At 70.8% G+C, this 18,540-nt stretch carries 21 protein-coding genes and 1 riboswitch; of the genes, 7 read left to right on the top strand and 14 right to left on the bottom strand.

Annotation, left to right across the window (positions count from 1 at the left end):
* Nucleotides 1-18: 18 nt before the first annotated feature.
* From ABZ016_RS24135 to rlmN, 4 genes are all read right to left on the bottom strand, one after another.
* On the bottom strand, nucleotides 19-1,038 hold the full coding sequence (locus ABZ016_RS24135; protein ID WP_356918728.1) for an ABC transporter ATP-binding protein: 1,020 nt from the start codon (nucleotides 1,036-1,038) through the stop codon (nucleotides 19-21).
* Nucleotides 1,039-2,703: an iron ABC transporter permease gene (locus ABZ016_RS24130; protein WP_356918727.1), complete on the bottom strand. Its 1,665-nt coding sequence runs from the start codon at nucleotides 2,701-2,703 to the stop codon at nucleotides 1,039-1,041. It lies immediately after the preceding gene.
* Nucleotides 2,679-3,764 (bottom strand): thiamine ABC transporter substrate-binding protein, encoded by a 1,086-nt coding sequence (locus ABZ016_RS24125; RefSeq protein ID WP_356918726.1) that lies wholly within the window; start codon nucleotides 3,762-3,764, stop codon nucleotides 2,679-2,681. The genes ABZ016_RS24130 and ABZ016_RS24125 overlap by 25 nt, the downstream gene beginning before the upstream one ends.
* Before the next feature lie 76 nt (nucleotides 3,765-3,840).
* A riboswitch (TPP riboswitch) is annotated at nucleotides 3,841-3,947 on the bottom strand.
* A 24-nt stretch (nucleotides 3,948-3,971) separates the two neighbouring features.
* Nucleotides 3,972-5,078: a 23S rRNA (adenine(2503)-C(2))-methyltransferase RlmN gene (gene rlmN, locus ABZ016_RS24120; protein ID WP_356918725.1), complete on the bottom strand. Its 1,107-nt coding sequence runs from the start codon at nucleotides 5,076-5,078 to the stop codon at nucleotides 3,972-3,974.
* A 229-nt stretch (nucleotides 5,079-5,307) separates the two neighbouring features.
* On the opposite strand from rlmN, the gene ABZ016_RS24115 reads away from it, so the two are divergent.
* The gene (locus tag ABZ016_RS24115; RefSeq protein WP_356918724.1) at nucleotides 5,308-5,991 is read left to right on the top strand and encodes a hypothetical protein; all 684 of its coding nucleotides are present in this window, start codon (nucleotides 5,308-5,310) and stop codon (nucleotides 5,989-5,991) included.
* Nucleotides 5,992-6,059: 68 nt separating this feature from the next.
* Nucleotides 6,060-6,413 (top strand): DUF6233 domain-containing protein, encoded by a 354-nt coding sequence (locus tag ABZ016_RS24110; protein ID WP_356918723.1) that lies wholly within the window; start codon nucleotides 6,060-6,062, stop codon nucleotides 6,411-6,413.
* Nucleotides 6,414-6,431: 18 nt separating this feature from the next.
* Here ABZ016_RS24110 and ABZ016_RS24105 read toward each other — a convergent pair whose 3' ends face one another.
* The 6 genes from ABZ016_RS24105 to rpsB all read right to left on the bottom strand — a co-directional run bounded on the left by ABZ016_RS24105 (nucleotide 6,432) and on the right by rpsB (nucleotide 11,729).
* Complete coding sequence (locus tag ABZ016_RS24105; protein WP_356918722.1) at nucleotides 6,432-6,884, bottom strand: SRPBCC family protein; 453 nt, start codon at nucleotides 6,882-6,884, stop codon at nucleotides 6,432-6,434.
* A gap of 135 nt (nucleotides 6,885-7,019) precedes the next feature.
* Entirely contained in the window at nucleotides 7,020-8,147 is a 1,128-nt protein-coding gene (locus tag ABZ016_RS24100; RefSeq protein WP_356918721.1) for a phosphatidate cytidylyltransferase, read from the bottom strand.
* The gene (gene frr / locus ABZ016_RS24095; protein ID WP_006136598.1) at nucleotides 8,147-8,704 is read right to left on the bottom strand and encodes a ribosome recycling factor; all 558 of its coding nucleotides are present in this window, start codon (nucleotides 8,702-8,704) and stop codon (nucleotides 8,147-8,149) included. Before frr ends, ABZ016_RS24100 begins: the two co-directional genes overlap by 1 nt.
* 166 nt (nucleotides 8,705-8,870) lie before the next feature.
* On the bottom strand, nucleotides 8,871-9,629 hold the full coding sequence (pyrH, locus tag ABZ016_RS24090) for a UMP kinase (protein ID WP_010044452.1): 759 nt from the start codon (nucleotides 9,627-9,629) through the stop codon (nucleotides 8,871-8,873).
* Between the two features lie 184 nt (nucleotides 9,630-9,813).
* Entirely contained in the window at nucleotides 9,814-10,650 is an 837-nt protein-coding gene (tsf, locus tag ABZ016_RS24085; protein WP_356918720.1) for a translation elongation factor Ts, read from the bottom strand.
* A 152-nt stretch (nucleotides 10,651-10,802) separates the two neighbouring features.
* Nucleotides 10,803-11,729, bottom strand: coding sequence for a 30S ribosomal protein S2 (rpsB, locus tag ABZ016_RS24080; protein ID WP_356918719.1), 927 nt, complete (start codon nucleotides 11,727-11,729; stop codon nucleotides 10,803-10,805).
* A gap of 273 nt (nucleotides 11,730-12,002) precedes the next feature.
* Here rpsB and ABZ016_RS24075 point away from each other — a divergent pair, with 273 nt between their 5' ends.
* Nucleotides 12,003-12,581 carry a M23 family metallopeptidase gene (locus ABZ016_RS24075; RefSeq protein ID WP_356918718.1) on the top strand — a complete coding sequence of 193 codons (579 nt, stop codon included), beginning with the start codon at nucleotides 12,003-12,005 and terminating at the stop codon, nucleotides 12,579-12,581.
* A 118-nt stretch (nucleotides 12,582-12,699) separates the two neighbouring features.
* Here the strand turns inward: ABZ016_RS24075 and ABZ016_RS24070 are convergent, their stop codons facing one another.
* The 4 genes from ABZ016_RS24070 to ABZ016_RS24055 all read right to left on the bottom strand — a co-directional run bounded on the left by ABZ016_RS24070 (nucleotide 12,700) and on the right by ABZ016_RS24055 (nucleotide 17,009).
* A complete protein-coding gene (locus ABZ016_RS24070; RefSeq protein ID WP_356918799.1) occupies nucleotides 12,700-13,257 on the bottom strand; it encodes a TetR/AcrR family transcriptional regulator in 558 nt (185 codons plus the stop codon).
* 94 nt (nucleotides 13,258-13,351) lie between these two features.
* Complete coding sequence (gene whiG, locus ABZ016_RS24065) at nucleotides 13,352-14,194, bottom strand: RNA polymerase sigma factor WhiG (protein ID WP_356918717.1); 843 nt, start codon at nucleotides 14,192-14,194, stop codon at nucleotides 13,352-13,354.
* A gap of 272 nt (nucleotides 14,195-14,466) precedes the next feature.
* Nucleotides 14,467-15,627, bottom strand: coding sequence for a DNA-processing protein DprA (dprA, locus tag ABZ016_RS24060; protein WP_356918716.1), 1,161 nt, complete (start codon nucleotides 15,625-15,627; stop codon nucleotides 14,467-14,469).
* The gene (locus tag ABZ016_RS24055; RefSeq protein ID WP_356918798.1) at nucleotides 15,624-17,009 is read right to left on the bottom strand and encodes an ATP-binding protein; all 1,386 of its coding nucleotides are present in this window, start codon (nucleotides 17,007-17,009) and stop codon (nucleotides 15,624-15,626) included. The genes dprA and ABZ016_RS24055 overlap by 4 nt, the downstream gene beginning before the upstream one ends.
* Before the next feature lie 99 nt (nucleotides 17,010-17,108).
* Here ABZ016_RS24055 and ABZ016_RS24050 point away from each other — a divergent pair, with 99 nt between their 5' ends.
* Genes ABZ016_RS24050 through ABZ016_RS24035 form a run of 4 tightly spaced genes read left to right on the top strand, consistent with a single transcriptional unit; the run spans nucleotide 17,109 to nucleotide 18,533 of the window.
* Nucleotides 17,109-17,504, top strand: coding sequence for a hypothetical protein (locus tag ABZ016_RS24050; protein ID WP_356918715.1), 396 nt, complete (start codon nucleotides 17,109-17,111; stop codon nucleotides 17,502-17,504).
* On the top strand, nucleotides 17,501-17,950 hold the full coding sequence (locus tag ABZ016_RS24045) for a hypothetical protein (RefSeq protein ID WP_356918714.1): 450 nt from the start codon (nucleotides 17,501-17,503) through the stop codon (nucleotides 17,948-17,950). Before ABZ016_RS24050 ends, ABZ016_RS24045 begins: the two co-directional genes overlap by 4 nt.
* A complete protein-coding gene (locus ABZ016_RS24040) occupies nucleotides 17,947-18,168 on the top strand; it encodes a hypothetical protein (RefSeq protein WP_356918713.1) in 222 nt (73 codons plus the stop codon). The genes ABZ016_RS24045 and ABZ016_RS24040 overlap by 4 nt, the downstream gene beginning before the upstream one ends.
* A complete protein-coding gene (locus ABZ016_RS24035) occupies nucleotides 18,165-18,533 on the top strand; it encodes a hypothetical protein (protein ID WP_356918712.1) in 369 nt (122 codons plus the stop codon). The genes ABZ016_RS24040 and ABZ016_RS24035 overlap by 4 nt, the downstream gene beginning before the upstream one ends.
* The last annotated feature ends 7 nt before the right edge of the window (nucleotides 18,534-18,540 follow it).

Genomic DNA, 18,540 nt, shown 5'->3' with positions numbered 1-18,540 from the left:
ACCCTAGGCGCGGGACGATCAGCCCAGCACCACGATTTCGGCCGCGTCGAACTCCACCCCGATCTCGTCCCCGACCTCCGGGGCCGCCCGCAGCGCGCACGCCGCCTCCAGGCGCGGGGCGTCCTCCGGCTGGAGGTGGACGGAGACATGGGTGCCCTTGAAGGTGCGGGCGGTCACCGTGCAGCGCAGGCCCGCGTCGGCGGGCACCAGGCGTACGCCAGCGGGCCGTACCAGGACGGTCCGGCTGCCCTGCGGGGCGCCCTCCGGCACCGGCACCTTGCCCCACGGCGTGTCCGCGGCCTCCGCCCCGACCGTCGCCTCGACGACGTTCTCGAAGCCGAGGAACCGGGCCACGAACGCGTCGGCGGGCCGCTGCCACACCTCGAGCGGCGTACCGGCCTGGGCGATCCGCCCGTCCCGCATCACCACGACCCGGTCGGCCAGCGCGAAGGCCTCCCCCTGGTCGTGCGTGACGGCCAGCACGGTCGTGCCCAACCGGCCGAACAGCTCCTTCAGTTCGACGACGAGCCGCTCCCTGAGCGAGCGGTCGAGCTGGCCCAGCGGCTCGTCCAGCATCAGCAGCCTCGGGCTCGGCGCGAGGGCCCGGGCCAGTGCCACCCGCTGCTGCTCCCCGCCGGACAGCGCCGCGACGGCCCGGCGGTCCGCGCCCGGCAGCCCGACCAGGTCCAGCAACTGCTGTACGCGCTCGGCCTGTTGCCGCTTCTGTGCCCCGTGCATCCGCAGCCCGAAGGCGACGTTGCCGCCGACGTCCCGCTGCGGGAACAGCTGGTGGTCCTGGAACATCAGGCCGACGCCACGCCGGTGCGCGGGGATGCCCGCCTGGTCGCGCCCGTCGAGCACCACCCGCCCGGAGTCGAGCGGCTGCAACCCGGCCACCACCCGCAGCAGGGTCGACTTGCCACTGCCGCTGGGCCCGAGCACGCACACGATCTCGTGCTCGGCGACCTCCAGATCGACGCCGTCCAGCACGGCCCGCCCGCCGAAACGGACCGTCGCGCCCTCCAGGCTCAGCAGCATCTAGAACTCCCCGCTCCGGTCCGTCCGCAGCTTCTCCAGCACCAGCAGGGCCACGGCGCACACCACCATAAGGATCGTCGAAAGGGCCATCGCTTGGCCGTAGTTCAGCTCACCGGGCCGGCCCAGCAGCCGCGCCACGGCCACCGGCAGCGTCGGCCGGTCCGGCCGCGCGATGAACACCGTCGCCCCGAACTCCCCGAGCGAGACGGCGAAGGCGAACCCGGCCGCGATCAGCAGCGCCCGCCGCACCATCGGCAGGTCCACCTCCCGCCACACCCGCCAGGGCGAGGCCCCCAGCACCGCGGCCGCCTCCCGCAGCCGCACGTCGACCGCCCGCAGCACGGGCAGCATGGTCCGCACGACGAACGGCACCCCGACCAGCGCCTGCGCGAGCGGCACCAGGATCCACGACGACCTGAGGTCCAGCGGGGGCTCGTCGAGGGCGATCAGGAACCCGAAGCCGACGGTCACCGCGGACACCCCGAGCGGCAGCATCAGCAGCGCGTCGAAGCCGCGCACGAACCGCCCGGCGTCCCGGCGGGTCAGCGCGACAGCGGCGAGCGCGCCGATCACCACGGCGATGAGCGTGGCGGCGACGGCGTAGGACAGGGAGTTGCCGATCGCCTCGATGGGCGGGACCAGGAACACTCCCCCGTCGTTCCTGGTCAGCGCCCGGTAGTAGCCGAAGCCGGCCGCGCCCAGGGACCGCTGCACCAGCACGGCGAGCGGCAGCAGGAGCAGCACGAGGACGGTGGCCAGCACCCCGCCCAGCAGCGCCCACTGCCCGGCGCCGCGCGGCCGGCGTGCGGTCACGGAGGCGTCCACCAGCCGCAGCGCGGTCTCGCGCCGCCGTACGGTCCAGGCGTGCACGGCGAGGATCGCACCCACCGCGGCGAACTGGATCAGTGTCAGGACGGCCGCCGTGGACAGGTCGAAGATCTCCGACGTCTGCCGGTAGATCTCCACCTCCAGGGTCGAGAAGGTGGGCCCGCCGAGGATCTGGACGACACCGAAGGAGGTGAAGGTGAACAGGAAGACCATGAGCGCGGCGGCGGCCACGGCGGGCGCCAGCGCCGGGAGCGTGACCCGCCGCCAGGCCCGCAGGGGCGACGTGCCGAGCATCCGCGCGGCCTCCTCCTGCCGCGGGTCGAGCTGTGCCCAGAGCCCGCCGACGGTCCGCACGACGACCGCGTAGTTGAAGAAGACGTGCGCGAGGAGGATCGCCCACACGGTGGTGTCCAGCCGGACGCCCCACAACTCGTCGAGCAGCCCGCCCCGTCCGACCAGTGCCAGGAACGCCGTGCCGACGACGACCGTGGGCAGCACGAACGGCACGGTCACGACCGCTCGCAGGACCTGCTTGCCCGGGAAGTCCAGGCGCGCGAAGACGTAGGCGCCGGGGAGTGCGACGAGCAGGGTGAGCGCGGTCGAGACGAGCGCCTGCCAGGTGGTGAACCACAGGACGTGCCGGACGTCGGGCTGCGCGAGCACCTCGCCGATCCGCCCGAGCTGCCAGGCCCCGTCGACCTTCAGACCGCGCGCGACGATCGCGGCGACGGGGTAGGCGAAGAAGACCGCGAAGAACGCGACGGGCACGGCGAGGAGCCCGAGCCGCGCCGCGTTCCCGCGCGTCCGGCGCGCTACTTCAGTACGAGTGAGGTCCACGACTTGACCCACTGGTCACGGTGGTCGGCGATCTTCGCCGGGTCCATGGTCTCGGGATCCTTCGTCTGCGGCCCGTACTTCACGAACTCCGGCGGCACCTGGGCGCCCTCGCGCACCGGGTAGACGAACATGTTGAGCGGCATGTCCTCCTGGAACCTCTTGCTGAGCAGGAAGTCGAGGAACGCCTTGCCGCCCTTGGTGTTCCCGGCGTTGCTGAGCAGCCCGGCGTACTCGACCTGCCGGAAGCAGGTGCCCTCGGCGACGCCGGTCGGCGCCGTGCTCGGCTTCGGGTCCGCGAAGACGACCTCGGCGGGCGGCGAGGAGGCGTACGACACGACGAGCGGCCGGTCACCCTTGGCCTTCTTCCCGCCGGCCGAGCCGGAGAACTCCTCGTTGTAGGCCTGCTCCCAGCCGTCGACGACCTTCACGCCGTTGGCCTTGAGCTTCTTCCAGTAGCCCTGCCAGCCCCCGTCGCCGTACGCGGCGGCGGTGCCGAGCAGGAAGCCGAGGCCGGGCGAGGAGGCGGAGGCGTTCTCGGTCACGAGCAGGTTCTTGTACTGCGGCTTGACGAGGTCGTCGAAGCTCCGCGGCGGCTGCAGCTTGTGCTCGGCGAAGTACTTCTTGTCGTAGTTGACGCAGATGTCGCCGGTGTCGACGGGCGTGACCCGGTGCTGGTCCTGGTCGACGCGGTACTCGGCCTTGACCTGGTCGGCGCCCTTCGCCTCGTACGGCTGGAAGAGCCCGTTGTCGAGGGCGCGGGACAGCAGGGTGTTGTCGACGCCGAAGAAGACGTCGCCCTGCGGGTTGTCCTTGGTCAGGATCGCCTTGTTCACGGCCTGCCCGGCGTCGCCGTCCTTCAGGACGTTCACCTTGTAGCCGGACTGCTTCTCGAAGGCCGCGATGACGTCCTTGGACACGGCCCACGAGTCGTGGCTGACGAGGGTGACGGTCTTGGAGTCGCCGGCCCCCTGGCCGCCGTCGGACGATCCGCACGCGGCGAGCGTGCCGGCCATGCCGAGCCCGACGACCGCCGCCGTCAGCCGCTTCTTCTTGTTGCTCACTGGATTCCTCCTGGAGTGACCAGGAGAAGACGCGGCCCTGCCCGGGACTTCCGTGGTCCCGGGCAGGGCGCAACAGCTCGAGTGGTGACCGATCTCCCTACCCAGAATGACCTGGGCCAGGTTCGGAGGGTCTGCGGCCGTGTGCCGCACTCTCAGCGCTGTGGCGCTCCCCTGTCGGAATATGCAGATGTTCTTACGGTGGTCAGACTACCGTTCGGTGGCCGCGAGCTGACCACACGCCCCGTCGATCTCCTGACCACGGGTGTCCCGGATCGTCACCGGCACACCATGCGCGGCGATGGCCTCCACGAACGCCTTCTCGTCCTCGGGCCGCGAGGCGGTCCACTTGGACCCGGGCGTCGGGTTCAGCGGGATGAGGTTGACGTGCACGGGCTTGCCCTTGAGCAGCCGCCCGAGCCGGTCACCGCGCCAGGCCTGGTCGTTGATGTCCCGGATCAGCGCGTACTCGATGGACAGCCGACGTCCGGACTTGGCGCTGTACTCGAAGCCGGCGTCCAGCACCTCCCGGACCTTCCACCGCGTGTTCACGGGCACGAGGGTGTCACGCAGTTCGTCGTCCGGCGCGTGCAGCGAGATGGCGAGCCGGCACTTGAAGCCCTCGTCGGCGAACCGGTGGATGGCCGGGACGAGACCGACCGTCGAGACGGTGATCCCGCGCTGCGAGAGCCCCACCCCGTCGGGCTCGGGGTCGGTGAGCCGCCGGATGGACCCGATGACCCGGTTGTAGTTGGCGAGGGGCTCGCCCATGCCCATGAACACGATGTTGCTGAGCCGTGCCGGGCCGCCGGGGACCTCTCCGTCCCTGAGGGCCCGCATCCCGTCCACGATCTGGTGCACGATCTCGGCGGTGGACAGGTTCCGGTCGAGCCCCGCCTGCCCGGTCGCGCAGAACGGGCAGTTCATCCCGCAGCCGGCCTGCGAGCTGATGCACATGGTCACCCGGTCCGGGTAACGCATCAGCACCGACTCGACGAGCGTCCCGTCGAACAGCCGCCACAGCGTCTTGCGGGTGGTGCCCTGGTCGGTCGACAGATGCCGCACGACGGTCATCAGCTCGGGCAGCAGGGCCTCCTGCAGCCGCCCCCGCGCACCGGCCGGAATATCGGTCCACTGCTCCGGATCGTGCGCGTACCGCGCGAAGTAGTGCTGCGAGAGCTGCTTGGCACGAAACGGCTTCTCCCCGACCGCGGCAACGGCCTCCTTGCGCTCGGCAGGAGTGAGATCGGCAAGGTGCCGCGGCGGCTTCTTGGCTCCGCGGGGGGCGACGAATGTGAGTTCTCCGGGCTTAGGCATGGCCGTACCAGTGTCGCAGATCGATTCGTGTGGCCTGCGGCTTGCCCGGACAGGCCGGCCGCCGGCTGGTCGTCGGTCGCCGTGGGCCACCCTCGGACGGCCCACGGACGACCCCACCCTCGGGCCCGCACAGCAGAGCGGATCGCTCATCCGTTTTTCGAACGGCAGCGTTATTTACGTCAGCATCGCCCTGGTGTTTCATGAGGGGCGACTTCGGGGGGAGAGCAGCATGGGCGGATCTGGCGTCAAACTCTTGGTGATCGGCATTGCGACCCTGGCGGCGGCAATCGCCGGCAGTCTTCTTTCCGACGAGATCGGCAAACACGTTCCTAGCGGAAAGATTGCCCTCGGCGTCCTGATTGTGGTGACGGTGCTTGGCACCGCAACGTCTCTGCTTCTGTCCCAACCTGATGGCACTGAAAGCCTGGGAGTCATCAGGCAGAGGATTTCTGACACGCTGGGCGTCGTGTCGTCACTCGCGCTGGCCGCCGGCGTCTTCCTGGTTTTCGTCCACTACGCCCCAGGCTGGGGGCGTGCGCTTCTCGAGGAGGAGGAGCCTGCACTCAGGGGAGGATGGTCCGGAGAGGTGCGGCAGGGAGGATTCGACCGCCCGCTGAAAAGCACTCTCAAGGTTTCCGGATCAGCAGACAGCTTGAACGGTTCATTCACTGTCGTAGGGAAGAATCTCTGCGAGTGGGCTGTGTCCGGGCACGCGATCACCGCAGACTCGACCGACGCAACCCTCGACGTCAATAAAGAGCGCGGCCCGTGGATCTGCAGCGAAAACGGATATTTGCATGTGAAGTTGCTGTCTGACCGCAGAATCAGCGTGGAGCAAGATGGGTGGGTATTCAAGGGGCGCTCTAGGTGGCAGGTGTCTTTCAGCGGCGTTCTCAAGCCTGCGAAGGAGTGACCAGGCCCGGGCGGACAGCAGCGGGGCCGATGCCCGCCCGCCCTCCAGCCCTGACTAAAATCGAACGCGTGAACGACTCCTCGCCCTCCCGTCTGGACCTGCTGCTCTTCGCGCGCCGTGTCGTGGTGCAGCAGGCGAGGGCCGCGTTGGCCCAGCTGGACCGGTGGATCACCGATGAGCAGCGCCGGGAGGCGGAGCGCCTGAGGGGCGAGGAGATGCGACCGGCCCCGCCCGAGTGGCTGATCGAGCGGGGCCTGGACAAGAGGAACCTGGTCGCGGTGCACACCGGGGACTGCTGGAAGGTGACGAAGAGCGGCAGGTGCGTCGGCGCCTCACGGGCACAGGCGCTCGACGCCCTCCGGCAGCAGGTGCCGGCGTGCAGTTACTGCCGCCCCGACACGGCGCTCAGTTTCCTGGAGTAGCGCGCCGGAGCCCGTCGCCTACTCGCCCGTGTGCTCCAGCCGGTCCTTGAGGAGCTGCTCGTTGCGCGGTAGTTCCTTGCGGACCTGGGGGCGTACGACGAGCGGCACCAGCATCTTGCCGACGCCGTGGCCCTCGAAGTCGATGTCGATCGTCACGTGCGAGCGCCGGCCCTCGTCGAACGGCTCGACCTCGCCGTGCACATGGGCCCTGACCGGGCCGTCGACACCGCGCATGGCCCAGCTGTGCGGCGGGTCGTACTCGGTGACCTCCATGGTCATCGGCATGACGCGGCGGCGTCCCATGTGCCGGGTCACGCGGACCCGGTTCCCGACACCGACGGGGCCCTCGTCGAGGCGCTCGACCGAGATGGCGCTCAGCTGCCATTCCGGCATGTGCTGTGCGTCCATGACGTAGTCGTAGACGTCCTCGGGACGGCGGTCGACATCGATGGTCTCTCGGATGATGGACATGATGACCCCCTTTGCGAGGTACATCTGAATCGTCCCACTCAGTCCCCCGGCCGTCTCCCCGAGACGAGGACGAGCTCCCGTCCGGCCGGACGGGAGCTCGTCGACACAACCGGCCGGTTCGGCCGGGCCCGTCGATCAGCCGGACCCGACGAAGAGCACGAGGAGCAGCCACACCACCGGAGCCGTGGGCAGCAGGGAGTCCAGCCGGTCCATGATGCCGCCGTGTCCCGGCAGCAGGGTGCCCATGTCCTTAATGCCGAGGTCCCGCTTGATCATGGATTCGCCGAGGTCGCCCAGCGTGGCGCTGACCGCGACCGCGAGGCCGAGCACCAGGCCCTGCCACCAGGCGCCGTCGTCGATCAGGAACTCCATGCACAGCGCGCCGGCGGCCATGGCGAAGGTGACCGCGCCGACCAGGCCCTCGCGGGTCTTGCCGGGGCTGATGCGCGGCGCGAGCTTCGTCCTGCCGAAACGCCATCCGACGGCGTAGGCGCCGGTGTCGCTGACGACCGTCAGCAGCAGGAAGGTGAGAACCCGCTGCGGCCCGTCGTCCGCCGTCAGCATCATCGCGACGAACGTCGCCAGGAACGGCACGTAGAACGCCGCGAAGACACCCGCCGTGACGTCTCTGAGGTAGTTCTCGGGCGGTTCCGTCATCCGCCACACGAGCACGGCCAGGGCCGTGAGCGCCATGGCGACCCAGGCGCCCTCGGCACCCCGGACGTACCCGGCGACGACCATCGCGGCCCCACCGAGCGCGAGCGGCACGAGAGGTGCCCGGATGCCCTTGCGTTCGTCCAGCCGCTTGGTCAGCTCCCACAGGCCCACCACGACGGCGACGGCCACGACCCCGACGAACACGGCCTTGACGATGAACAGCGACGCGACGATCACCGCGCCGAGCCCGACGCCGACCCCTATCGCGGCGCTGAGATCGCGCCCCGCGCTCTTCTTCTGCGGCTTGGGGGGCGGCTGTGCGGCGTCGGGCATGGGCTCCGGATTCGTCTCGTTTCGGACCGGGGCGCCGCTCAGCCGACCCACGCCCCGGTCGTCATCCTGGTTGCCGCCGAACTCGGCTACGTCGGGCACGATGGGCATGGGGCGAGTCTGAGGCGCTTCATGCGCATCGTATGCGGGACCCGCCTGAGCGGCTCCCTGGACGTAGCCGTGGCCAGGGCTGTGGACATGCCCGTGGCCATGCCCTTGGTCGGTGGGCCCCCAGTACCCGGCCTGTGGCGGCGCCCCCCAGGAAGAGTCGTTCATCAGACCTCGAGCAGCTCCGCTTCCTTGTGCTTCAAGAGCTCGTCCACCTGCGCGACGTACTTCGCGGTGGTGTCGTCGAGCTCCTTCTCCGCACGGCGGCCCTCGTCCTCGCCGACCTCGCCGTCCTTGATCAGCTTGTCGATGGCTTCCTTGGCCTTGCGGCGCACGGAGCGGATCGAGATCTTCGCGTCCTCGCCCTTGCCCTTGGCGACCTTGATGTACTCGCGGCGGCGCTCCTCGGTCAGCTCGGGGAACACCACCCGGATGATGTTGCCGTCGTTGCTCGGGTTGACGCCCAGGTCGGAGTCGCGGATCGCCTGCTCGATGTTGCGCAGCGCGCTCTTGTCGAACGGGGTCACCACGGCCATGCGCGGCTCGGGCACCGAGAACGAGGCCAGCTGGTTGATCGGGGTCGGCGCGCCGTAGTAGTCGGCCACGATCTTGTTGAACATCGCCGGGTGCGCACGCCCGGTGCGGATCGCGGCGAAGTCCTCCTTGGCGACCACGACGGCCTTCTCCATCTTCTCCTCGGCCTCGAGGAGGGTCTCTTCGATCACCACTTGCTCCTGCGTGTCTTGAGTAGGCCCGGCTGCGGTTCCATGTGGGGCGGCGGCCGGCTGCGTCGCGTCTTCTTCCTGCACGGTTCCCGACCGGCGGGACATTGTCCATCCCCCGGCCCGGCTCCGTCCCGTCCGTCCCCCGGACGGGGTTGTTCCCGGAAACTCAGTCCCGGCTGCCGGGGTCCCCCACCAGCGTGCCGATCTTCTCACCCTTGACGGCGCGCCCGATGTTGCCCTCCGCCAGCAGCTCGAAGACCACGATCGGGAGCTTGTTGTCGCGGCACAGCGTCACGGCGGTGGCGTCGGCGACCTTCAGGTCGCGCGTGATGACCTCGCCGTAGCCGAGGTGGTCGAACTTCACCGCGTCCGGGTTGGTCTTCGGGTCGGAGTCGTAGACCCCGTCCACGCCGTTCTTGCCCATCAGCAGCGCCTCGGCGTCGATCTCCAGGGCGCGCTGCGCGGCGGTGGTGTCGGTGGAGAAGTACGGCATGCCCATCCCGGCGCCGAAGATGACCACACGGCCCTTCTCCAGGTGCCGCACGGCGCGCAGCGGGATGTACGGCTCGGCGACCTGGCCCATGGTGATGGCGGTCTGCACCCGGCAGTCCACCCCGACCTTCTCCAGGAAGTCCTGAAGGGCGAGGCAGTTCATGACGGTGCCGAGCATGCCCATGTAGTCGGAGCGGGCCCGGTCCATGCCGCGCTGCTGGAGTTCGGCACCGCGGAAGAAGTTGCCGCCGCCGATGACGACCGCGATCTGCGCACCGTCGCGCACGACGGCCGCGATCTCGCGGGCGATCTTGTGCACCACGTCGGGGTCGACGCCCAGGCCCCCACCGCCGGAGAAGGCCTCTCCGGACAGCTTCAGCAGAAACCGGCCGCGCACTTTGCCGTCGTCGCTCTTCTGGGCCTTGGTGGTCATGGGGGATCCCGCCTCTTTCACGTGTTGCACATACGAAGAAGGCCATTGCCGGTGGGGCGTGGTTCGCATCCCATACGGCAATGGCCTCCTCGTCAGATCTGCTGTCGTCCGCCACCCATGTGACGGCGTACACGGACGACTGCTGCCGACCCTATCGGGGTCGGGCGTCGATCGCGGTACGGACTCAGATGCCGACCTTGATGCGCGCGAAGCGCTTCAGGGTGACACCGGCCTCGTCCAGGACCTTCTGGACGGACTTCTTGTTGTCGAGAGCGTACGGCTGACCGAGCAGCGTGGCGTCCTTGAAGAAGCCGTTGAGGCGACCCTCGACGATCTTCGGCAGGGCAGCCTCGGGCTTGCCCTCGGCGCGGGTGGTCTCCTCGGCGACGCGGCGCTCGGACTCGACGACCTCGGCCGGGACGTCCTCCTTGGAGAGGTACTTCGGCGCGAAGGCGGCGATGTGCTGGGCGACGCCCTTGGCGATCTCCGCGTTCGGCTTGTCCAGCTCGACGAGGACACCGATCTGCGGGGGCAGGTCGGGCATCGTGCGGTGCATGTACGCCGTGACGTAGCCGTCGCCGAACTGCGCGAAGCGGTCCAGGACGATCTTCTCGCCCAGGTTGGCGTTGGCCTCGTCGACGAACGCCTGGACGGTCTTGCCGGCCTCGATCTCGGAGGCGAGCAGGGCCTCGATGTCGGCCGGGGCGGTCTTGGCGACGTGCTCGGCGATGGTGTTGGCCACGGCCTGGAACTTGTCACCCTTGGCGACGAAGTCCGTCTCGCACTTCAGCTCGACGATGACACCGGAGGAGTTGTCGTCGGCGATGACCGAGACGACGGCACCGTTCTCGGCGGAGCGGCCCTCGCGCTTGGCGACGCCCTTCTGGCCCTTGATGCGGAGCGCCTCGACGGCCTTCTCGACGTTGCCCTCGGCCTCGTCCAGCGCCTTCTTGCAGTCCATCATGCCGGCGCCCGTGAGCTCACGGAGCTTCTTGACGTCGGCGGCGGTGTAGTTCGCCATGAGTCTGTGAATCTCTCTCGAAGTCTGGAAGATCGAAGATCTGCGGATGCGCCCCATGGAGCCGGGGGGCGCTGTCCATCCGCTGACCTACGGGTGAACGGCGGGAGCGGACTTCATGTCGCGCGCTCCCGCCGTCACCTCGGACTGACGGGTCAGGCCTGCTCGGCCTCGGCGGCCTTCTCGCCCTCGGCCGGCTTCTCGGCCTCGGCGGCCGGAGCAGCCTCAGCGGCCGGAGCAGCCTCAGCGGCAGGCGCGGCCTCGGCGGCCGGAGCAGCCTCGGCGGCGGGGGCAGCCTCGTCGGCCTTCTTCTCGCCCTCGAGCAGGTCGCGCTCCCACTCGGCCAGCGGCTCGCCCGCGGCCTTCTCGCCCTTGCCCTCGGTGGCGACACCGCTGCGGGCGATGAGGCCCTCGGCGACGGCGTCGGCGATGACGCGGGTGAGCAGGGTGACGGAGCGGATCGCGTCGTCGTTGCCCGGGATCTTGTAGTCGACCTCGTCGGGGTCGCAGTTGGTGTCGAGGATCGCGACGACCGGAATGTTCAGCTTCCGGGCCTCACCAACGGCGATGTGCTCCTTCTTGGTGTCCACGATCCAGACGGCGCTGGGCACCTTCTGCATCTCGCGGATACCACCGAGGGTCTTCTCCAGCTTGGCCTTCTCGCGCGAGAGCACGAGAAGCTCCTTCTTGGTCAGACCGGACGCGGCGACGTCCTCGAAGTCGATCTGCTCGAGCTCCTTGAGGCGCTGCAGACGCTTGTAGACGGTCGAGAAGTTGGTGAGCATGCCGCCCAGCCAGCGCTGGTTGACGTAGGGCATGCCGACGCGGGTGGCCTGCTCGGCGATGGCCTCCTGCGCCTGCTTCTTCGTGCCGACGAACATGACCGTGCCGCCGTGGGCGACGGTCTCCTTGACGAACTCGAAGGCGCGGTCGATGTACGACAGCGACTGGAGCAGGTCGATGATGTAGATGCCGTTGCGCTCCGTGAAGATGAAGCGCTTCATCTTCGGGTTCCAACGACGGGTCTGGTGACCGAAGTGGACGCCGCTCTCCAGCAGCTCCCGCATCGTGACGACGGCCATGGCCGTATCTCCTTGAATTTCTCGGTTGTGCCGCGGATGCCGGACGGCTTCCGCGCCTGACGCCCACTGCGCGCCGTGCCACGAGGGACCGAGGGGCGCTGCTACGGCCCGTTGCCGGGGTCCGTATAGGGGCGTGCGAAGTCGACCCGGTGACCCGGATCGCCACCAGAAGTGTACGGGACCCGCGGGGTACCCGGTGACGCCGTTGTCCACAACCGGGGGATGATCCACAGCCAGGGGTGGTGGCGGGCGCTGCTCCGGGACGCTTTCCCCATGCGAGTGAACCGATGTGTCCGCGTGTGTACGCGACTGGTCCTGCTGCTGCTCCTCACGGTGTGGGCCTTGCTGGCCCCGCCGCCACGGCTGCTCGCGGCGGGCTCCTCCGTCGGAGATGCCGGCGTGCCGGCGGTCGGCCGCGCCTGGCCCGTCGGCTCACGCCCCCCGGTCCTGCGCGGCTGGGAACCCCCGGCGACGGTCTACGGCCGGGGCCATCGAGGCGTGGACCTGGCGGCAGCGCCCGGAACGCCGGTACGGGCCGTGGCGGCGGGCCGGGTCTCCTTCGCGGGCCGGGTGGCCGGAAAGGGAGTGGTCTCGGTGGAACTGACGGGGACGGGCGACCCGCCCCTGCGCACGACCTACGAACCGGTGACGGCGTCGGTGGAGGAGGGCGACGAGGTGGAACCGGGCGAGGTGGTCGGCACGGTGGACGCGAGCGGCTCGCACTGCACGGCCACCTGTGTGCACTGGGGGTTGCGTCACGGGGAGACCTACCTGAACCCGCTGTCGCTCCTGCCGCCGTGGCTCCTGCAGAGGGGGCCGTCGAGACTACTGCCGATCTACGAGAACACCTAGCTGCGGGCAATCGTGCCGCTAAGGGCGATGGGGGGCCCTGCTCGAGCGGAGCCGAGAGCTTGGAGGAAGGTGGGCGCAGCGGCACCCCGCGCCGCCGGGCCGCGGAACACCCACGCCCTCAGCCCCGCACGCCCCGCAGCGCCATCCCCACAGCCGCGTCCGCGATGACCGCCGGCTCCTCCGCCGCCCCCAGCTCGATCCTCCGCACGGCAGCGTCCACCACCCCCTGCACCAGCATCGCCGCGAGCCGAGGCTGCTCGTGCCCCATCTCCCCCAGCGCCTCGACGATCATCGCGACGAGCCCCCCGTGCGCCGCCCGGATCTTCTCCCGCGCCCCCGCGTCCAGCTCACTCGCGGAGATCGCGACCACGGCCCGGTGCCGCCGGTCCCCGACCAGCTCCAGTTGCTGCCGCACATACGCCTCGACCTTGGCCTCGGGCGTCCCCGCCCGCTCCATCGCAGCCGACACCTCCGCCGCCCAGACGGGGAAGTCGACCTCGCACAGTTCCTCGACGACGGCTGCCCGGGACCGGAAGTACTCGTAGACGGAGGACCGCGCGAGGCCCGTCCGCTCGGCGAGGGCCGGGAAGGTCAGCGCCTCCGTACCACCCTCGGACAACAAGGAACGAGCCGCGTCCAGCAGGGCGGCTCGCTGCATCGACCGGTGCTCGGCCACGGAGGCCGCTCGAATCCTTGGCACGTCAACCACTTTACGGACGCGCCCGGCCCGACGGGAGTAGCTCCCGCTGACCAACCGTCATCCGGCCAGGTCAACGGCCGAAGCTCGCCAGTTTCGCTCTCAGCTGGAGCACCGACTTGGTGTGGATCTGACTGACCCGGCTCTCCGTCACGCCCAGCACGTTGCCGATCTCGGCCAGGGTGAGGCCCTCGTAGTAGTACAGCGTGACCACGGTCTTCTCCCGCTCGGGCAGCGTGTTGATCGCCCGGGCCAGGAGTCTTCGCAGCTCACGGTCCTCGGCGACCTCCACCGGGTTGTCGGCGGCGGTGTCCTCCAGCGTGTCCATGACGCTCAGGCCGTCGCCGCCCTCGCCCCCGACGTGCAGCAGCTCCTCCAGGGCCACCACGTTGGCCAGCGACAGCTGGCTGAACACCGCGTGGAGCTCCTCCACCCCGATGCCCATCTCGGCGGCCACCTCGCCCTCCGTCGGCGTCCGCCGCAGCCGCGCCTCCAGGGTCGCGTAAGCCCGCTCCACGTTCCGCGCCTTCTGCCGCACGGACCGCGGGATCCAGTCCAGCGCCCTGAGCTCGTCGATCATCGCGCCGCGGATCCGCGTGATCGCGTACGTCTCGAACTTGATCTCCCGGTCGATGTCGAACTTCTCGATCGCGTCGATCAGCCCGAACACCCCGGAAGAGACGAAGTCGGCCTGCTCGACGTTGGACGGCAGGCCCACGCTGACCCGTCCGGCGACGTACTTCACGAGCGGCGAGTAGTGCAGGATCAGCTGTTCCCGCAGCCGCTCGTCCCCCGTCGCCTTGTACGACCGCCACAGCTCGTCGAGCGTCGAGGGAGCGGGCGGCCGCACGCTGCCACCGTCACGGGCGGCTGGGGGGATCGCCGCCCGGTCGGACCCGGAGGTGTGCTGGGGCATTCGTCGCCTTGTGCCGTTCTGCTGCGGAGTGGTGCTGCTGGGGTGGGCTGTCTGTGTGATGTCGAGTTGCCTGTCCGTTTCGGGATCCTCGTGAGCGTAGCGTGACTGTGGTGTCGCGGTGCGCGAAGGGCGGAGGCCGATGCCGGCGCAGATACGTTCCGGAAGGCCTTCCGCTGGGTTGCCGCGGCCGCTCGGTGTGATCACCGGAGAACCCCAACTGGGCGAATTTCCAAGGGGTGTCGGCGTTCCCCCGGACGGCCGAACCGGTCGGGTCAGGGTGGTCCGGGACCACCGCGGACCGACATCATCGCCTGGCGTGTCAACTTCCAGCCGTCGTCGTGTCGTTCGACGTAACCGAGTGCTCGTAGTTCGTACAGCCTCGCGATCGCGTCGTCCTGCGTGGTCTGCGCGCCGCGGGCGATCTCGTCCGGCCGGGCGGCCCCCCGGGCCGGCAGCGCGGCGAGCACCTGCCGGGTGGCCGGTTCCAGCAGGTCCCGGGGCAGGACGGGGCCATGTCTGTCGGGGGCCAGCTGTCCCATGTCCCCGACCAGTTCGACGACGTCCGCGGCGTCGGTGACCAGGGTCGCCTCCCCGCGCAGCAGTTCGTGAACGCCGGCGGACAGGCCGCTGGTGGCGGGGCCGGGTACACCCATCGTGAGCCGGCCGAGGCGCTGTGCCGCCCGCGCCGTGACCAGGGAGCCGCTGCGGTGGGCGGCCTCGACGACCACCGTGCCGCGGGTCAGGGCGGCGATCACCCGGTTCCGCAGGATGAACCGGCTCGGCGTCGGGTGGTCCCCGGGCGGCAACTCCCCCACGACGAGCCCCTGCTCGGCGATCCTGTTGATCAGCTGGGTGTGGCCGCGCGGGTAGGGGCGGTCGACGCCGCAGGCGAGGACGGCGACGGTGGCGCCGCCCGCGCCGAGGGCACCGCGGTGTGCGGCGCCGTCGACCCCGTAGGCACCGCCGGACACCACGACCCAGCCCTGCTCGGCGAGGCCGGTGGCGAGGGTGGCCGCCATGTGGGCCCCGTACTCGGTACAGGCCCGGGCCCCCACGACGGCGACGGACCGCAGCGCCCACATCCGCAGACCGGCCCGCCCCCGCACCCACAGGCCCAGCGGCCGGGCATCCCCGAGGTCGTCGAGCTGTCCCGGCCACTCCACGCCGCCGGGGCAGACGAACCGCATCCCGGCGTCCTGGGCGACGGCGAGATCCGCACGCGGCCGCGCCGCCTCGGCCCTGGCCAGCAGCCCGGCCCACCGCTTGCCGCTCGCCCCGGGCAGAGGCAGCCCACGCTCCCGCAGCCGCCGGGCCACCTCCCCCACCCCGAACTCCCGCACCCACCGCCCGCCGACCTCGTCGCCGGGCTCGAGGACACGGGTGAGGAAGATCCGGGCGAGCAGTTCGTCGTCCGGTTCGCCGGTGACGCTCACGTCAGTGCTCCGATGGCCATGGGGACGCCCCTCGGCACGCCCGTGCGCAGTTGGAGCGCGAGGGCGACGTCCGTCGCGTCGGGCCGGTCGTGACCGACGAGGTCGGCGACGGTCCAGGCCACGCGCAGGACGCGATCGAGGCCGCGGGCGGTCAGGACGCCACGCTCCAGGTTCCGCTCGGCCTCGTCCATGGCGCCCGCCGCGGCGTACCAGCGGCTGCGCAGCTCACGGCCGGGTACCTCGCTGTTGGTGTGCCACGGCGTACCGGCGAGGCGCTCCGCGGCCCGTTCCCGGGCCGCCCGCACCCGGTCGGCGACCGTCGCGGTGGACTCGCCCCGTGGCCCGCAGGCGGTCAGCTCGGTGCGGGTGACGCGGTCCACCTCCACGCGCAGGTCGACCCGGTCCAGCAGCGGGCCGGAGAGTCTGGCCTGGTAGCGGCGAATCGCCGAGGGAGGGCACTCGCACAGATCGTCCCGCTGGGAGAAACGACCACAGGGGCAGGGGTTGGCGGCGAGCACCATGAGGAACTTCGCCGGGAAGCGCACGACTCCCGCGCTGCGCGCGATCACGACGTGCCCTGCCTCCAGCGGCTGGCGCAGCGCGTCCAGGGCCTGGCTGTTGAATTCGGGCGTCTCGTCCAGGAACAGGACGCCCCGGTGGGACAGCGACACCGCGCCGGGCCGCGCGATGCCCGGGCCGCCTCCGACGAGTGCCTGCATCGTGGCCGAGTGGTGCGGGGCGCAGTAGGGGGCGACGTCGATCAGGGGCTTGCCCGGGGGCAGCAGGCCCGCCACGGAGTGCACGGCGGTGACCTCCAGGGAAGCCTGCCGGCCGAGTCGGGGCAGGATGCTGGGCAGCCGTTCCGCGAGCATCGTCTTGCCGGCGCCGGGAGGCCCTTCCAGGAAGAGGTGGTGCCCGCCGGCCGCGGCCACCTCCACCGCTGTGCGCGCGGAGATCTGGCCCACGACGTCCTCCAGGTCGTGGCCGTGGTCGTGCTGGGACGCGCCCATGCTGTGCATGCCGGTGGCCGCGCCCGTGCCGGGCACGCGCAGGCCGGCGAGGAGCGGATCCGGGCGGCCCGGTCCATCCGGTTCCTCGTCGGGCACGGGCTCGTCGGCCAGGATGGCGATCAGCTGTCGCAGGCTCCGCACGCCCAGCACGGAGACCCCGGGCACGAGGGACGCCTCGGCGGCGGCACACTCCGGCACCACCACCTGCTCGTATCCCGCGTCCGCCGCCGCCAGCACCGCCGGGAGTACGCCACGGACCGGACGCACCCGCCCGTCCAGCCCCAGTTCGCCGATCATCACGATGTCGGCGAGGACCCTCGGGTCGATGCGCTCCGCCGCGCCGAGGACCGCCGCCGCGACGGCCAGGGCAATACCTGAACTGAGACGCTCTTAACGCAAGCGGCCCCCGGCGGTGCTACCAACACCATCCGAGGGCCTCACGGAACGACCTGACCTAACCAGGAGTCCGCTGTGACGCATCCTTCCATTCGCCGTGGCCGTCGTGCCACCCGCCGTACCCTGCGTGCCGAGCTCCGCCGCCGAGGCGCCGCCACCCGCCTCGCGTCCTCGTGCCGTCGCCGCCCCCGCTCCCTCGCCACCGTGGCGATCGCCGCCGGGGTCGACCGCACCACCGCCGCCGGCTGCGCCAACGGCCTCCGGTCGGTCGCGAAGCGCATCGGCCTCACCCCCGCGGCGACCGCCCGCACCCGCCGCACCGTCGCCGGTGGCCGCGCCCACCGCACCCACGGCGTCTCCCACTACACCCTCGGCCAGGTCCGGATGCTGATCCGCGCCTACAAGCCGCGCAAGCCCGAGTACCGCGCGGCCGTCGCCCGCATCGCCGCCCTCGCCGGCACCGCCCGATGAGCAGCCGTAAGGCCACGCAGGCGCCCGCCACCACGGCGGGCGCCCTGCCCCCGGCCCTTCCCAGCAACCTCGCCGTGGCGGCCCGCGTCGCGCAGCTGCTCCTCGATGAGCACCAGGACGTCGACCACCGCGACCTGTTCGCCCTGAACCGTGCCCACGGCGCGCTCACCGAGTCCCTGCGCATCCTGCTGCGCGTCCTCGGCGCCGAGCCCGCCCGGCGCCCGGCCGAACGGTGCCCGGCCGCCGACGCCGACGACCCCACGCCGTGCGACGGGCCGCCCGTCGTCACCGTCCTCGACCGCAGCAACACCGGAGCCGACGGCTGCGAGCGTCACGCCGTCCGACTCCTCACCCTGCTGCCCGGCAGCTACGTCATCACCCTCCCCCACGCCACGGCCGGCACCGCCTGCCGCGTCTTCCGCGCCGCTGGAGGTGCCAGCCAGTGAGCACCTCCTACGACCCGCTGTTCGACCTGGAGAGGGACGCGCACGTCGTCGTCCCGTCGCTGGAGCACGCCATCGACCGGGCCCGGAAGATCCTCGACGAGAAGGCCAAGGCGAACATCCACGACCGGGACGAGATGATCCGCGCCGCCTACGGCCCCCACTACGTCCTGCACGACCTGCTCGCCGCGCTGGACGCCGAACGGGGTGAGCACCGGTGACCACCGAGCCCCGCACGGTCACGCTCCCCACCGAGGACCACGGGAACGTCACCCTCCCCGAACCCTCCTGGTGCGCCGGACACCGCAACCCGCAGCCCCAGCACCGCGCCGACCTCACCCACTACGGCCCCGAACACCGCCTCACCTTCAACGGGAGCGAGCTGTTCCGGCTCATGCTCACGCAGTCCCCGCTCGCCGAGCGGGCCAGCCGCGACGTCGGGGCGTACGTCGAGCAGTCCGACTACACCGGCTCCCTGGACCCGGCCAGCCTGTACGACCTCGCCGCCGCCCTCGACACGGCCGCCGACCACATGCGGGTCTTCGCCGACCAGCTGGCCAGCCTCGTCAACGGGGGTGCCGAGTGAGCCGCGG

The organism is Streptomyces sp. NPDC006372 (assembly GCF_040612515.1).
Taxonomy (GTDB): domain Bacteria; phylum Actinomycetota; class Actinomycetes; order Streptomycetales; family Streptomycetaceae; genus Streptomyces.
The sequence above is the reverse complement of the archived record's forward strand: the minus strand, read 5'-3'. Positions and strand labels throughout refer to the sequence as shown.

Excerpts from the sequence above, each read along its gene's own strand:
- ABZ016_RS24135 (WP_356918728.1), bottom strand. The coding sequence starts at position 1,038 with ATGCTGCTGAGCCTGGAGGGCGCGACGGTCCGTTTCGGCGGGCGGGCC.
- rlmN (WP_356918725.1), bottom strand. The coding sequence starts at position 5,078 with ATGCCTAAGCCCGGAGAACTCACATTCGTCGCCCCCCGCGGAGCCAAG.
- ABZ016_RS24115 (WP_356918724.1), top strand. The coding sequence starts at position 5,308 with ATGGGCGGATCTGGCGTCAAACTCTTGGTGATCGGCATTGCGACCCTG.
- ABZ016_RS24105 (WP_356918722.1), bottom strand. The coding sequence starts at position 6,884 with ATGTCCATCATCCGAGAGACCATCGATGTCGACCGCCGTCCCGAGGAC.
- ABZ016_RS24100 (WP_356918721.1), bottom strand. The coding sequence starts at position 8,147 with ATGAACGACTCTTCCTGGGGGGCGCCGCCACAGGCCGGGTACTGGGGG.
- pyrH (WP_010044452.1), bottom strand. The coding sequence starts at position 9,629 with ATGACCACCAAGGCCCAGAAGAGCGACGACGGCAAAGTGCGCGGCCGG.
- tsf (WP_356918720.1), bottom strand. The coding sequence starts at position 10,650 with ATGGCGAACTACACCGCCGCCGACGTCAAGAAGCTCCGTGAGCTCACG.
- rpsB (WP_356918719.1), bottom strand. The coding sequence starts at position 11,729 with ATGGCCGTCGTCACGATGCGGGAGCTGCTGGAGAGCGGCGTCCACTTC.
- ABZ016_RS24075 (WP_356918718.1), top strand. The coding sequence starts at position 12,003 with ATGCGAGTGAACCGATGTGTCCGCGTGTGTACGCGACTGGTCCTGCTG.
- whiG (WP_356918717.1), bottom strand. The coding sequence starts at position 14,194 with ATGCCCCAGCACACCTCCGGGTCCGACCGGGCGGCGATCCCCCCAGCC.
- ABZ016_RS24045 (WP_356918714.1), top strand. The coding sequence starts at position 17,501 with ATGAGCAGCCGTAAGGCCACGCAGGCGCCCGCCACCACGGCGGGCGCC.